This window comes from Amycolatopsis echigonensis (genome assembly GCF_014174495.1).
GTDB classification, from domain to species: domain Bacteria; phylum Actinomycetota; class Actinomycetes; order Mycobacteriales; family Pseudonocardiaceae; genus Amycolatopsis; species Amycolatopsis echigonensis.
This window is the reverse complement of the sequence record NZ_JACJHR010000005.1, coordinates 113,045-127,196: the sequence shown is the minus strand read 5'-3', so window position 1 is coordinate 127,196 and position 14,152 is coordinate 113,045. Positions and strand designations below refer to the sequence as shown.

The following is a 14,152-nucleotide window of genomic DNA, read 5'->3' as shown; positions in this document are numbered from 1 at the left end:
CACTGTGGAGAGACGAAGCTGGGCCCGGGTGTCGAGGCACCCGGGCCCAGCCGTGCTCACCCGGTCACGGATGCCGCAGCAGCGCCCCGAATCCGTCCGTCAGGTCCAGCCGCTCGTCCATCACCACGACGTCCGCGCCGACCGCGACCGCCGCGTACGGCAGGGCCTCGTCCGCCCGCCGGCGGGCCGGTTCGTCCACGCCGAGGGCGTCCAATCGGGACGGGGCCGCGCCGATCTGAGTCGGTTCCGCACCCGTGTACACGGTGGCCTCGCCGGAGTCCCCGACCAGCAGCGTCGCCACATTCGCCTCCGCGAGCGCCGCGGTGACGGCGGACAGCCCGCTGACCGCCAGCGCCGATTCGCGAGAAGCTTCGGCGCGGAAGCGTTCGGCCAGGTCGTCGAGCTCGCGCAACCGTTGCCCGGTAAGCAGTTCGTGCACGGCGCGGTCCAGCTCGGCCCGGTCCGCGCCAGCGGCGCGGCTGCCCGCGTCGACCTCCGCGGTGAGAGAGCGGGCCGGTTCGGGCAGCCGGTCGTGCAGTTCCGTGCGGGCCTGGACCTCACCGGCCAGGACGATCGCTCGCGGCCGTACGCGTTCTGCTGCCTTCGCGACGTGGTCGGCCACTTCCGCGAGGTTCTGGTGCGCCGTCTGCTCGGCGTGCGACTGGATGTCGCGGTGGGCCGGTCCGCCGCCGCGGACCTTGTGCACCGGATGTTCCTGCCCGCGCACGGTTTCGGTTTCCACACTGCCGTCCGGCCGGTGCACCTCGATGTCCGCGCCGGTCCGGTCGACGAGCACCACCAGGTGCGCGGGCGCTTCCTCGAGATGGCTCACGGTCGGCAGGAAATACGGCAGTTCGGAGTAACGAGCCTCCTGCGCGGGCGGCGGAGCCGCGAGCCGCCGGTCGAGCAGGACGGCGCCGTGCGCGGCGACGATCGTGCGTCCGGCCCGGCCGACCGGCGGAGCGCTTTCTTCCACCGCGCGCAGGACCGCTTCGACGCTCGGCCGGTCGGCGCCCTGGTCCTCGAGCGCGGCCTCGATCTCCTTGAGCCGCAACCGCAGCTGCTTGGCCGCGTCCTCGGTGTCGTGCGATTCGTCGAAGTGCACCGAGACGAACGGCCCGTCCGTCAGCAGTGCGCGCAGTTCGCGTGTGTCCATTTCGGATTCTTCCTCCCGTCGTTCGGGACGGCCTCACCGGGTACGGGGCAGCTCGGGCGAGGCGGTGTCCAGCGGCACCGCACCGGAACGGACGAGGCCGAGCTGGACGGTCTGCCGCCGGCCGACCTTCTCGAGCGCCCAGTCCGACGCCGTGCGCAGGCGGTTTCCCGGCAGGGACAGCAGGTGGTAGCCGCGGGTCACCAGACGGGCGGGAAGGCCCGCCAGCGGGACGTGCAGCGGGTTGGCCGCGCCCTGGCCCGACCCGAGGTCGACGGCGAAGCCGAGGTCGTGGTGCCGGTAGCGGCGCGCCCGGCCGACACCGAGGGACGCGGCGACGTTGTTCCCGGCCAGTTTTCCTTGCCGCTGCGCGTGCTGCGCGGTCATCGGGGTGGTCTGGCCGGGACGGGTCAGGTCCGGCACCGCTGCCGCGTCGCCGCAGGCGAACACGTCGTCGCGGCCCGGCACGTTCAGCTCCGGCGTGACGACCAACCGGCCCTTCACGGTTTCCAGCCCCAGATCGGAGACCAGCGGATCGGGGCGGACGCCCACGCACCACACCAGCGTGTGGGTCGGCACCGCGTCTCCGGTGGTCAGCGTTACGCCTTCGACGTCCGCGTGGTCCACCGACGTCTTCATCCGGACTTCGACGCCGCGCCCGCGCAGCACCCGGTCGGCGGTGGCGCCGAGCCGGGGATCCAGTTCGGGAAGCACGCGTTCGGCGATGTCCAGCAGCATCCAGCGAATCGGCTGTCCCTCGAGTTCGGGGTGGCGGCGCGCCAGAGCCGCGGTGAACTCCGGGCCCTGCGCGGCGACCTCGGTCCCGGTGTAGCCCGCGCCTACGACAACGAACGTGCACCGGGCGTCGCGCTCGGCCTGGTCGTCGGTCGCGGCGGCCAGTTCGATCTGGCGGGTGACGTGGTCGCGCAGGTACAGGGCCTCGGGCAGGCCGCGGAAACCGTGTGCGCATTCGGCGACGCCGGGGATCGGCAGCAGCTTGTTGACGCTGCCCGCCGCGAGGACCAGCCGGTCGTAGTGCAGCTTTCCTTCGCGGTCCTCCGGGTCGGTGTAGGTCACGGTGCGGGCGTCGAAGTCGACCGACTCCGCGGTGCCCAGCACCAGCCGCACGCCGCGCAGAGTGTCCGGAATGGACACCGCGACGTGCCGGGGGTCGACGATCCCGCTGGCCACCTCCGGCAGCAACGGCAGGTACAGGAAATAGTCGGTGGGGTTCAGCACGACGATCTCGGCGCGGTCGCCGAGGGTCCGCAGCAGTTTCTGGGCCGCGTGGTATCCGGCGAACCCGCCGCCGACGATCACGACTTGCATGGGCGCCTCCTTTCCGTGGAACGGGTACCCGGAGCGCGGCCGCGCAATCGCGCCGGTTTCGCCCCGTCGCGTCCCGGGCATCCGGGTCCGGTACCCGGTTGCGAGGAGGAGCGGATGAGCAGCACGATCACCGAAATCGTGGACGTCGACGTCCCGGTGTCGACCGCGTACAACCAGTGGACGCAGTTCGAATCGTTCCCCGAATTCATGGAGGGCGTGGAGGAGATCCGCCAGCTCGACGCCACGCACACGCACTGGGTCACCCGTTTCGGCGGCGTCGGCCGGGAGTTCGACGCGACCATCACCGAACAGCATCCGGACGAACGGGTCGCGTGGCGCTCGGACTCGGGGCCGGACCACGCCGGGGTGATCACGTTCCACCGGCTGGCGGACGCCAAGACCCGGGTCACCGCGCAGATGGAGATCGACCCCGAAGGGTTCGCGGAGAACGCCGCCGACAAGCTCGGCATCCTGGACCGGCGGGTCAAGGGGGACATGCTGCGGTTCAAGCAGTTCATCGAACAGCGCAGGCGCGAAACGGGTTCGTGGCGCGGCGAGGTCGAGCGGCCCGGCTGACAGCGTTCTCCTCGTTCTCCTCGGGGTTCCGCACGGTGTTTCGCGGAACCCCGAGGTGCTGCCGTGGGACGCCGCACAGGCGGGCATGGCCCGGCCGGGCGCCGGGTAACCGGACCGGAGCGAACCCGCGCAGAGAGGAGAACAGCATGGCCCGCGTGGCAGTGCTCGTGGACGAAATGACCGAGGACGACGAATTCCGGGTGCCGTGCGAGCGGTTGCGTTCCGCCGGGCACGAACCGGTGGTGGTCGGCTTGGCGAAGGGCAAGAAGCTCACTGCTTTGCATGGCACCGAAATCACCACCGACCAGGCCGTGGACGACGTGCGCGCGGCGGACTTCGACGCGGTCGTGGTGCCCGGCGGATATTCGCCGGACAAGATCCGCACCAGCGAGCCGATGGTGGCGCTGGTCCGGGAAACGGCCGCCGCGGGGAAGCCGGTCGCGGCCGTGTGCCACGGTCCTTGGCTGCTCGCCGAATCCGGGCTGGCTCGCGGCCGGACGGTGACGTCGTGGCCGTCGTTGCGAACCGACCTGCGCAACGCCGGCGCGGAGTGGGTCGACCGCGAGGTGGTCACGGACGACGGAGCGATCACGTCGCGCAATCCGAACGATCTGCCCGCGTTCTGCGACACGTTGCTCGAGCGGCTGAAGTAAGGCTCTCCGCGGCGAGCAGCCACGGCCGGTGGCTGCTCGCCGGGCCCTGGCCTCAGGAGAGCGCGAACCGGATGCCGAAGTGGTTGAGGGTCGCGGGCAGCCGTCCCGGCCGCAGGTCGGCGGCAGTGCCTCGCGGCGCGAAACCGGCTTGCTGCAGGAGCGCGGCGAGCAGCGTCGAAGTCGTGAAGAGCACGACGTCGCGGCCCGGGCACACGCCAGGTCCGGCGCTGAACGGAACGAGCGCCGGGTTGGCCTCGGCCCGGCCGTCCAGCCAGATGTCCGGGGCGAAGGAATCCGCGTACGGCAACGTTTCCGGGTCGCGGTGGAAGAACGGCGTGTAGATCAGGAACGACGTTCCCGCGGGACCCCAAGCGGTGTCCTCGGTGCTTTCGCGCAGCAGCGCGGGCGTCGTCGGCCAGAGGCGGATGGATTCCAGAACGCAGGCGCGCAGGTACGGAAGCTGTTGCGGCTTCGAGAGATCCGCTTCGGCGGCTTCGCGGCGTGCGGCGGCCAGCTCGTCGGGATGTGTTGCGAGCAGGGCGAGTGCGCGGAGAGTCGCGATGGCGGCGGCGTCGAAGGCGAACAGCCAGTGCGGCACCTGGCCGGTCGGGTCGACGTCCGGGCCGGCTGGGTGTTTCGCCATCGCCGCGCCGAGGCTGCCGGGACGGTCCAGGCCGAGCTGCCGGTCGAGCAGGGACTGGAACTGGCGGCGCTGCTCCTCCCGTCGCGGGTGCGCGAACGCCCAGTTCGCGTCGAGCCGCAGCTGGTCGAGAAGATCGGTGACGCGCCGGTCGGCGGTGGTGTCGCCGCCGAGCACGATCTTGCGGATGATCGTCCAGAAGTGCTCGGTGAACTGCGTCGCGTCGAGGTCGGGGAACCCGGAAAGCATTTCGTGCGCCTCGGTGCGGATGGCGTCCGCCCAGGAGCCGGCGAGTTCGTGCGCGGCGCGGCCGGGTTCGAGGACGGTTTCGTTGAGCTTCCGCCGCCGGGTGCGCGTGGCTCCGCCGGAGATCAGGACGCCGTGCGGCTGGAAGTGGCGCAGTGCGGCGTCTTTTTCGGCGGTGTCCGGGCTGAACGGGGTCGGCGTGCCGGCCAGCAGCGCGCCGACGTGGTTCGGTTCGAGCACCAGCCGGAACGACCGGCCGGGAACCGGCAGGTCGAGCGGACCGGGCCCGTAGCGCTCGCGCAGATCGCGCAGCAGGCGGATGCCCGACCGGTCGACGCGCAGTTTCTGCGCCGCGGCCATCGCGCGGGGACGGCGTTTGATCAATCCGATGCCGACCGTGGGGGCGACCACCCGCGCGACGACGCGGCCCGAGTCGCGGACCGACGCCCGCTGCGGGCGGATGTCGGCCGGGGGCAGTGCGGACAAATCCGGGCTCGCGGTCGCGTGGGTAGTCGCCATGCTGTTCGGTTACCCGGGCCGGTCCGGGTGAAACCTCCGGGCCGCGCGGAGGGGGTCGCGTGTCCCTTGTGGACTGTCGGAAACGCCAGGTGTGGAACGGTTCTGGCGGCGAGCGCACGGTCCGGAGCGTCCACAGTGCTCGCGGCGGGACCGAAGCTCAGACTGGTCGCGCGCAGTGCGCTGGGGTACGGTCGGGGCAGGAGCGGTTCAGCCCACGTGCCGTCGCCTGACCCGATGCGGCCCGCTTTCCGGGCCCAGGGCCGGGCCGCACGTTCCGGCCCGGCCTCGCGTCTGCGAGGAGGGCTCTATGCACGAAACGCTTGCTTACCTGCCGGGAGCACCGGCGAGAATTCTGATCACCGCGACCGCGGACGAAACCGTCGTCGCGGTCTCCGCGGAACTGGACCGGCGCTCCACCTCGCGGCTGGGCGACGTCCTCGCCGAGGAGACAGCCCTGGGCCCGCCGGTCTTGGTCGTCGACCTTTCCGGCCTGACGTTCTGCTCGGTCAGCGGACTGGAAGTGCTCACCGACGCCGCGCGCGCGGCCGCCGCGGCGGGCGTCGGCTTCGTCGTCGTGGCCGCGCAGCGCGCTGTCCTGCGGCCGCTGCGCGTTCTCGGGCTCGACCGGGAGCTGAGGGTGGCCGGATGCCTTGCCGAGGCCGTCGAAGGGGGTGCCGCCGCGCGGACGCTGGCGACTGAGGTCGGTTGACCGCCCTGGTCAGGCCCGGCCCCCGGGTTTCCGGAGGGGCCGGGCTCAGCGGTGCCCGCGAGCTGGGCGGAACCGCGAGGGGGCTCTGCCGCCCGTCCGGGATCCGGGTATTTTGGCAGGAGCTCCGGGACAGTCCGGGCTGGCGGGGAGGGTATGGTGGAAGGCAGTGGCAGCGGGACGGTCGACTACTCGGCCGTGGTGCGGCTGAGCGGCGACCCGGCCGGGTTGCGCGGCGAGGTGGGCGAGGTGCTGGCCGCGGAGCCGCGGATGGTGGTCTTCGAGCTGAGCGAGCTGACCTCGTTCTCCCGGGAAGACCTCTCGGCGCTGCGCGAGACCGCCCAGCCGAGCGAAGCGGTGTTCGCCTGCCGGGAGGGCGCCGTGGCCCGCCAGGTGCTCGAAAAGGAGGGGGTCCCGGTCTCCGATTCGGCGTCCGCGGCCCTGGCCCTCGAAGACGAATCGCTGCGGCCGTCCGGCGAGCAGTTCCGGTCGCTCACCGAGATGCTCCTGGCCGCGCCGACGGTCGGCGACGTCCTGCAGGTGATCGTGGACGGGACCGCGTCGCTGGTGCCCGCCGCCGAACTGGTGTCGATCACCCTGCGCGGGCCGGACGGCGACTTCCACACCGCCGCCTACACCGACGAGAAGGCCGCCGAGCTGGACCAGCTGCAGTACAAGCTCGGCGAAGGCCCGTGCCACGACGCCGCGCTGCCGGACCGCCCCGAATTCCTCGAAGCCCCCGACCTGCGCGAGGACGAGCAGTGGCCGCGGTGGTCCCCGGCGGTGGCGGAGCTGGGCTGGCGTTCGGTGCTGGCGACCGCGCTGGTCGACGTGTCGCGGTTCTCCGGCGCGCTCAACCTCTATTCCCGCGCCCCGGGCGGACTGGCCGACGCCGACCACGACGTCGTGCAGCTCCTGGCCAGCCACGCGACCCTCGCGGTCGCCGAAACGGACGCGGTGACCCGCAGCGAGCTGAACCAGGCCCAGCTGCGCCGCGCGCTGGACAGCCGGGACGTGATCGGCCAGGCCAAGGGCATCATCATGGCGCGCCGGGGACTGGACGCGGAGGAGGCGTTCGACCTGCTGCGCCGCACTTCGCAGCAGCTCAACGTGAAGCTGGTGCACCTGGCGGGGACGCTCGCGTCCCGGCACGTCGAGCTGGACGGACCGGTTTCGGAGATGGGCGAGCCGGACCCGGTGTGACGGCGGGAGCGTTCGCGCCGCGTTGCTCGCGACAGCGGCCCGGGCCGAGCGTGTCCGGGAGGCGGGCGCCGGTTTTGCCCGCTGAGCAGCGGTGGCGCGATACGGAGCACGGGCTCGGTTTTCCTTGCGGCACCCCACGGGCGGACCCGCGATCCCGACGTGTCCGGCACTGGCCGGCGGGGTAGCCGGGTACGGAGGACTCGAGCCGACTGAGGAAGGAGCCCGTCATGGTGCACCCCGTGCCGCCTGGACCGGAGCCCGTCCCGTCGCCGCCGGAGCCGGTGCCGCCGTTCCCGCCGGAGCCCGCCCCGCCGCCGCGTCCGGGGCCGGGTCCGCTGCCTCCGCCGGAGCCGCCCGTCCCGCCCGAACCGCGCTGACCGCGCTGACAGTGCTGACCGCGTCGCCGCGCCCGATTGCCGCGCGAGGCGACCGGGTACTTCCCGGGAAAGCGCCGAACGCGAACGGAGGCCGGCGATGGACGAAGCGAACCAGGCCGAGCCGGGAGTCGTGGTCGGGGACGACGGTTCCGAGGGCGCCCGCCTGGCCGTCGACTGGGCCGCCGCCGAGGCGGAGGCGCTCGGGACGTGCCTGGTGGTCGTGCGGACGATGACGTTGCCGATGCCGAACGTGGACTTCGTCCCCGGGGTGATCACCCCGGTCACGGGCGAGATCGTGCCCGATCAGTCCGTTGTGGACTACGCGGAGAAGGAGCTGGCCGAGGTCGCCGCCGAGGTCGGCCGGAAGCGGCCCGGGCTGCCGGTGCGCACCCGGGTGCGGTTCGGGCGGGCGAGCTGGGAGCTGGCGGACATCGGGCGGCGGGCGGAGCTGATCGTGGTCGGCGCGTCGGGGCGCGGCGCACTGCCCCGGCTGCTGCTCGGGTCGACGGCCTCGCAGGTCGTGCACACGAGCGCGCGTCCGGTCGTCGTGGTGCGTGCGGCGGCGGAGAAAGCCCGGCGGGTCGTCGTCGGGGTGGACGGGTCGCCGGCCAGCGTCGCGGCGGTGCGGTACGCGTACGACTTCGCCGACCGGCACGGCTGCACCCTGCACGCGGTGCACGTGTGGTCGGAGCCGCCGGAGGACGTCTTCGGCCCGGCCCGCTCCGGCGGCGAGGGGCAGCAGAGCCCGCTGGACGAGGGCGAGCGGCTGCTCGCGGAATCGCTCACCGGTCTCGCCGAGCGGCATCCGGATGTCGTGGTGCGACGGGAGGTCGCGCTCGGAAGCGTGGCCGAGGTGCTGCTGGACCACGCGGAAGCGGCGACGCTGCTGGTGGTCGGCGGCCACGGGCGCGGTGCGTTGCGGGGCGCGTTCCTCGGTTCGGTGAGCCATGCGATGGCCTATCACGCACCGTGTCCGGTCGCGATCGTGCGGGAGGGCGTCGAGGAACACCCGGGTTAGCGCTGCAGGCTCCGCCGAACGAGCGCCGCCGCCAGCCGGGCCTCGTCCCCGGGCACCAGTTTCGCCAGGCGTTTCGGGTCGGTGGGCAGACCGGCTTTCTTCGCGCCGTCCAAGGCTTTGCGGTCGAAGTACGGACGCAGCCACGGCCACACCGCCTGTGCCTCGCGGCAAAAGATCTGCGCGCCGGTAGGGCCGATCCGGGGGAACTCGGTGATGAGCTTCTCGAGCCGCTGCGGATCGCCGTCGGCGGCGTCGGCCATGCGGCGCAGGTCGTCGCGATACTGGTCGCGAATGAACTCGGCGCCTTCGCCGAGGTGCTGCGCGGTGCTTTCGTCGTACTGGACGTAGTGCGCGCGGCCGAGGGCGTCAACGCGTTGCTGCCACGTGGAATCGCGCATCGCAGCCGGGGAGCGCCAGCCCGAACGCGACAGCTCGCGCGCGGCGGCGACGGCGATGTCGGCGCTGATCCGCGTTGACAGCAATGTGGTGAGCACCAGCAACCGGTACAGCGGCTGCGGTTTGTCGGCCAGCTTGATCCCGGCTTCCTCGGCGAACGTCGTGCCGTGCTCGGCGAGGAGTTCGTCCACTCGGCGCATACGGCCTGGATTCCCGTTCGGGCGGAAGCGAAACTCAGGGCTCTTCGGGGAACGGCTCCATGGCGAATTCGACGCACAGCCGCCAGCCGTCCGCGCCGGGCGCGGGTTCGGTCCAGGCGTCGAGCGAATCGGTCACCGCGCGCAGGATGTGCCAGCCGACCTCGTCCGGCCCGGGCGGGAACGCCCAGGACGAGGTGGTGGCGACGGTGACCGTCATCCGGCCGGAGCAGCGGAACGAGCACTCCAGCACCGCGCCCTCGTCCGCCCGGCGCGCCTGTGCCGCGACCGCCTCCTCCACCGCCAGCCGGAGATCGGCCACCTCGTCGAGGGTGAACTCGGCCGAGCCCGCGACGTCTTCGGCCACCAGCCTGGCCAGGAACAGCAGTTGCCCGTTCGCCGGCAGGCGCAGTTCGACCAAGGGCGCGGCCGCGGTCAGCACATCCGTTCCGTCCGCATCGCGCTGAGGCATGTTCTCCGGGTTACCCCGCCCGGCGGCGGGCCAATCACCGCCGGACGTGCCCGGGAGCACCCGAACGGCCCGTTTCCGGGACGGCACGACGGGTAACCGGGGGACCGGAGCACGGCAGGGAAAGGAGCACCCGGCATGAGCACCAACGCATACCTCTCGTTCCTCGCGATCGGGATAGCGCTGGTCCTGGTGGACGGCCAGATCATCTACCGCAGCGGCCGCCGCTACCTCGCGAACGCCTACGGGGACCCTGGAGCCGGCGCCTCGATGACCCGGCTGGTGACCGTGTTGTTCCACCTGGGGACCTTGGGCATCCTGGCCCTGATCTCGACCGTCGACATCGGCGGGAGCGACCTGCCGGGCGTCGTCGGACGCCTCGGCGTGCTGCTGCTGATCCTGGCGCTGGCCCACGCGGCGACGCTGGGCGCGCTGGCCCGGATCCGCGGCGAGCAGGACGTGGCCGACGCCATCGCGCATCGCGACGAGCGCGTGGCGCGCCGGGCGGAGGCGGATCTGCAGGCTCCGACAGTCACGCCGGTGCCGGGCCAGGAGGGTCGACATCCGGACGTGAGCCCGTCGTTGGAGCAGCGGTCGCCGTATACCGCCTGACGGATCGGAACCGGTGCGCTTCCGCGGTGTCGGCACTGCGGAAGCGCACCGGTTCTCTGTATGCGGCCTGGACTTCGCCGATGCGACTGTCTACAAGCGAGGGTCGACCGGCTCGGATTCCAGTGCCAGCACGGCGAAAACGCATTCGTGCACGCGCCACGTCGGCTCGTCGCGGGCGAGCCGGTCCAGTGCTTCGAGGCCGAGGCCGTACTCCCGCAGCGCCAGCGAGCGCTTGTGGCCGAGGCCTCGCTGCCGCAGCCGGGACAGGTGGCGCTCCTCGGTGTAGTCGGGGCCGTAGATGATCCGCAAGTACTCCCGTCCGCGGACCTTCAACCCCGGCTGCACCAGCCCGCGCGAGCCGCGGACCAGGTTGGCGGCCGGTTTGACGACCATGCCCTCGCCGCCCCGCGCGGTGAGCTCGGTCCACCAGTCGACTGCCGCCGCGACTGAGGCGGGGTCGGTGGTGTTGACCGGCAAGCGTCCGGTCGGGGCGAGGAAGCCGTCGCTGCTTTCGACGAGCCGGTCCGCCAGCGCGAGGTGCCAATCGTGGGATCGCTGGTGATGGGCCTGGCCCGCGGACGCCAGCACCTGGAAGGGCGCGAAGCGTACGCCGTCGAGGCCGTCGGTCGGCCAGCAATAGCGGCGGTACGACTGGGCGAACGCGTCCGCGTTGGCCGCGCGGGAACGGGTGCGCTCCAGCAAGGCCGAGACGTCGAGGCCCGACTCGTCCGCGGCGGCCAGCGCGGTGGCAGCGGCCGGGAGCGCCGAGCGGGCAACAGCGCCGACCGCGGCGTACTGCTCGCGCAGCAACTGCTCGGCCTTCACGCTCCACGGCAACAGTTCTCCGTCGAGCAGCAGCCAGTCTGAGCCGAGTTCGTCGAACAGACCAGCCTTTTCCGCGGCCGCGCGGATCCGCTCGACCGCTTCGGCCGTCAGCGCTTCGGTGAAGAAGTGCCGGCCAGTACGCGTCCACACGGCGCCGAGTGCGTCGCCCGGTGCGCCGAAGCGCGCCCGGGCGGCGTCGAGCGACCGGCAGACGAGCGCGACCGCGCGCGAACCCATGTGCTTTTCCTCGCACACCACGGAATCCACGCCCTCCGCGCGGAAGTACTCGAACGCCTGGTCCGGATGTTCCAGCAGCCCGTCGGCCGTCGCGGTGGCGACCGGCGACATGGTCGGCGGCAGATAAACCAGCCAGCGCGGATCGATCGCGAAGCGCGACATCACCTCCAGCGCCGCGGCCGCGTTCTCCTCCCGGACGCCGATCCGCTTCTGGTAAGCGGTCTCGATCACCCGGCGGCCCAGAACGTCGGCGACGTCGAGAACTCCCGGGTCGCGGCGCGCGACGGGTTCGGCAGCCGCCGGGTTGGCGGGGAACGGTTTGGCGGGCTCGTAGTAGACCTCGGCCGCCGGGACGGAGACGATCTCCTTTTCCGGATACCGCAACGCCGTGAGCGCTCCGCCGAACACGCAGCCGGTGTCCAGGCACAGGGTGTTGTTGACCCATTCCGGTGTGGGCACCGGGGTGTGGCCGTAGACGACCATCGCGCGGCCCCGGTACTCGTTGGCCCACGGATAGCGCACCGGCAGGCCGAATTCGTCGGTCTCGCCGGTGCTCTCCCCGTACATGCAGAAGCTCCGCACCCGGCCGGACGCGCGGCCCTGGAAGCGTTCGGTGATCCCCGCGTGCGCGACGACCAGCTTTCCGCCGTCCAGGACGTAGTGGCTGATCAGGCCGTCCATGAATTCCCGCGCCTCAGCCCGGAATTCGGCTGTCTCGGCCTCGAGCTGCGCCAGCGACTCCGCGAGGCCATGCGTGACCTGCACATTCCGGCCGTGCAGCGCACGCAGCAGCTTGTGCTCGTGATTTCCGGTGACGCAGAAGGCATTTCCCGCGCGCACCATGCCCATGACGAGCCGCAGCACGCCCGGCGTGTCCGGGCCGCGGTCGACGAGATCGCCGACGAACACCGCCCGTCGCTCCGGATGCTGAGCCCCGATCGCGCGGCCCTGGTCGTCGCGCTCGATGGCGTAGCCGAGTTCGGCGAGCAGCGCTTCGAGTTCGGCGCGGCAGCCGTGGATGTCGCCGACGATGTCGAACGGCCCGGTCTCGTGCCGCAAGTCGTTGTACAGCGGGACGCGCGTGATCGCCGCTGCGGAGATCTCCTCCGGGGTGCGCAGCACGTGCACCGTCCGGAAGCCCTCCTTCCGCAGGCTGCGCAACCCGCGGCGCAGCTGGTCCCGCTGCCGCCGGATCACCTGCGCGCCGAAGTTCCGGTCCGCGCGTTCGGCATTGCGCGCGACGCACAGCGATTCCGGCGGGTCCAGCACGATCGCCACCGGCAGCACGTCGTGCTCCTTGGCCAGCGCGACCAGCGATCTGCGCGAGTCGGGCTGCACATTGGTCGCGTCGACCACGGTCAGCCGTCCGGCGGCGAGCCGTTTGCCGACGATGTAGTTCAGGACGTCGAACGCGTCCTTGGTCGCCGACTGGTCGTTCTCGTCGTCGGACACCAGCCCCCGGCAGAAGTCCGACGAAATCACCTCGGTCGGCTTGAACTGCGCGCGGCCGAACGTCGATTTGCCGGACCCGCTCGCGCCGACCAGCACGACGAGGCACAGGTCGGGGATCTCCAGCGCGCTCATGCCGCACCGCCTTTCGTGAACAGGGCGAGCTGCGTCGCCGGACCGACTTCGGGATCTTCGGAACCGACCGGCAGGGTCCGCACGCCGTAGCCGTAACTGCTCGCGACCCGGTCGGCCCACGCGCGGAACTCGGCGCGAGTCCATTCGAAACGGTGGTCCCGGTGCCGGAACTTGCCCGCGGGCAGCGACTCGAAACGCACGTTGTACTCGCTGTTGGGCGTGGTCACGACGACCGCGCGCGGCGCGGCGAACTCGAACACCGTGCGCTCCAGCGCTTCGAGCCGCGGCGGGTCGACGTGCTCGATGACCTCCATCAGCACCGCCGCGTCGAGGCCGGCGAGCCGGTCGTCGCGGTAGGTGAGCGAGGACTGCAGCAGTTCCAGCCTGGCCCGCTCCCTTTCGGACATCCGCTCCAGCCGCAGCTTCCGCGCCGCGACCCGCAGCGCGCGAGCCGAGACGTCCGCGGCCACGATCCGCTCCACCGACCGCTCGGCCAGCAGGTCGCGCACCAGCGCGCCCTCGCCGCAGCCGAAATCGCCGACCGAGCGCGCGTCCAGCGACCGGAGCACGGCCATGATCGTGCCGCGCCGCTGCTCGGCCAGCGGAACCGGCCGGTCCGGCGCTTCGAGGACGGCGGGCTCGGCGAGCGCGTTGTCGAGCTCCTCGGGCTCCGAATCGTCCACCTCGGCCAGCCGGGTCAACGCGGCGGTCGTCAAGGACCGGCGGTGCGCGAGGTAGCGGCGGGTGATCAGCTCCTTTTCGGGATGCCCGGCAAGCCAGTCGCCGCCGGCGCGCAGAAGCTTGTCGATCTCGTCCTCGCTGACCCAGTAGTGCTTCGCGTTGTCCAGGACCGGCAGCAGCACGTAGAGGTGGTTGAGGGCGTCAGCCACCCGGACTTCGCCGGTGAGCCGCAGGTCGACATAGCGCGAATCGCCCCACTGCGGGAACTGCGGATCGAGCGGGAGCGCCGCGGCCTCGACGGTCCAGCCGAGCGGTTCGAACATCCGGCGCACCAGCTCATCGCCGCCCGGACAGGCGGGCACCCGGATGTCCAGCGGAATCGGGCGGGCCGCCAGCTCGGGACGCGCCTTGCACCGGCCGGTGAGCGCGGTGCGGAAAACTTCCTTCAACGCCACCGAAAGCAGGCTCGACGCCGCGTAGGGACGGTCGTTCACGTACTGGCCCAGCGTGAACCCGTCGCCCGAGCCCGCCTTGCCGCGCACCAGCACCACCGGGTCGACCTCGAGCATCAGCGCGGCGGTGCACTGTTCGTCGGACGCTTCGGGGTAGAAGACGTGCGCCTGCCCGGCGGAAAGCTCGAACGACTGCACCCGGCCGGGGTGCTTGTGCAGCAGGAACCCCAGGTCGGAAGCGGGCTGGTGGGTGGTGGTGACGGTGAGGAACACCAGGGG

Annotated in this window: 13 protein-coding genes; 6 read left to right on the top strand and 7 right to left on the bottom strand. The window is 71.9% G+C overall.

The window, feature by feature from the left end; genetic code table 11:
• Nucleotides 1-64: 64 nt before the first annotated feature.
• Nucleotides 65-1,156: an Rv2629 family ribosome hibernation factor gene (locus H5411_RS05615; protein ID WP_183123152.1), complete on the bottom strand. Its 1,092-nt coding sequence runs from the start codon at nucleotides 1,154-1,156 to the stop codon at nucleotides 65-67.
• Nucleotides 1,157-1,189: 33 nt separating this feature from the next.
• Nucleotides 1,190-2,482 carry an NAD(P)/FAD-dependent oxidoreductase gene (locus H5411_RS05610; protein ID WP_183123151.1) on the bottom strand — a complete coding sequence of 431 codons (1,293 nt, stop codon included), beginning with the start codon at nucleotides 2,480-2,482 and terminating at the stop codon, nucleotides 1,190-1,192.
• A 114-nt stretch (nucleotides 2,483-2,596) separates the two neighbouring features.
• Here H5411_RS05610 and H5411_RS05605 point away from each other — a divergent pair, with 114 nt between their 5' ends.
• Nucleotides 2,597-3,058: an SRPBCC family protein gene (locus H5411_RS05605; protein WP_183123150.1), complete on the top strand. Its 462-nt coding sequence runs from the start codon at nucleotides 2,597-2,599 to the stop codon at nucleotides 3,056-3,058.
• A 146-nt stretch (nucleotides 3,059-3,204) separates the two neighbouring features.
• The gene (locus H5411_RS05600; RefSeq protein ID WP_183123149.1) at nucleotides 3,205-3,711 is read left to right on the top strand and encodes a type 1 glutamine amidotransferase domain-containing protein; all 507 of its coding nucleotides are present in this window, start codon (nucleotides 3,205-3,207) and stop codon (nucleotides 3,709-3,711) included.
• 52 nt (nucleotides 3,712-3,763) lie between these two features.
• Here H5411_RS05600 and H5411_RS05595 read toward each other — a convergent pair whose 3' ends face one another.
• On the bottom strand, nucleotides 3,764-5,116 hold the full coding sequence (locus H5411_RS05595) for a cytochrome P450 (RefSeq protein ID WP_183123148.1): 1,353 nt from the start codon (nucleotides 5,114-5,116) through the stop codon (nucleotides 3,764-3,766).
• Nucleotides 5,117-5,423: 307 nt separating this feature from the next.
• Here H5411_RS05595 and H5411_RS05590 point away from each other — a divergent pair, with 307 nt between their 5' ends.
• From H5411_RS05590 to H5411_RS05580, 3 genes are all read left to right on the top strand, one after another.
• The gene (locus H5411_RS05590; protein WP_183123147.1) at nucleotides 5,424-5,825 is read left to right on the top strand and encodes an STAS domain-containing protein; all 402 of its coding nucleotides are present in this window, start codon (nucleotides 5,424-5,426) and stop codon (nucleotides 5,823-5,825) included.
• Nucleotides 5,826-5,978: 153 nt separating this feature from the next.
• Nucleotides 5,979-7,025 (top strand): GAF and ANTAR domain-containing protein, encoded by a 1,047-nt coding sequence (locus tag H5411_RS05585; RefSeq protein WP_246368781.1) that lies wholly within the window; start codon nucleotides 5,979-5,981, stop codon nucleotides 7,023-7,025.
• A 474-nt stretch (nucleotides 7,026-7,499) separates the two neighbouring features.
• Nucleotides 7,500-8,420: a universal stress protein gene (locus H5411_RS05580; RefSeq protein WP_220816553.1), complete on the top strand. Its 921-nt coding sequence runs from the start codon at nucleotides 7,500-7,502 to the stop codon at nucleotides 8,418-8,420.
• Here H5411_RS05580 and H5411_RS05575 read toward each other — a convergent pair.
• Nucleotides 8,417-9,016, bottom strand: coding sequence for an endonuclease (locus tag H5411_RS05575; RefSeq protein ID WP_183123146.1), 600 nt, complete (start codon nucleotides 9,014-9,016; stop codon nucleotides 8,417-8,419). The two genes, H5411_RS05580 and H5411_RS05575, sit on opposite strands and share 4 nt — an antisense overlap.
• 34 nt (nucleotides 9,017-9,050) lie before the next feature.
• Entirely contained in the window at nucleotides 9,051-9,485 is a 435-nt protein-coding gene (locus H5411_RS05570) for a hypothetical protein (RefSeq protein ID WP_183123145.1), read from the bottom strand.
• 135 nt (nucleotides 9,486-9,620) lie between these two features.
• Here H5411_RS05570 and H5411_RS05565 point away from each other — a divergent pair, with 135 nt between their 5' ends.
• The gene (locus tag H5411_RS05565; protein ID WP_101439703.1) at nucleotides 9,621-10,094 is read left to right on the top strand and encodes a hypothetical protein; all 474 of its coding nucleotides are present in this window, start codon (nucleotides 9,621-9,623) and stop codon (nucleotides 10,092-10,094) included.
• Between the two features lie 90 nt (nucleotides 10,095-10,184).
• Here H5411_RS05565 and H5411_RS05560 read toward each other — a convergent pair whose 3' ends face one another.
• Entirely contained in the window at nucleotides 10,185-12,740 is a 2,556-nt protein-coding gene (locus tag H5411_RS05560; protein ID WP_183123144.1) for a polynucleotide kinase-phosphatase, read from the bottom strand.
• Nucleotides 12,737-14,146 carry a 3' terminal RNA ribose 2'-O-methyltransferase Hen1 gene (locus tag H5411_RS05555; protein ID WP_183123174.1) on the bottom strand — a complete coding sequence of 470 codons (1,410 nt, stop codon included), beginning with the start codon at nucleotides 14,144-14,146 and terminating at the stop codon, nucleotides 12,737-12,739. Before H5411_RS05555 ends, H5411_RS05560 begins: the two co-directional genes overlap by 4 nt.
• Nucleotides 14,147-14,152: the final 6 nt, after the last annotated feature.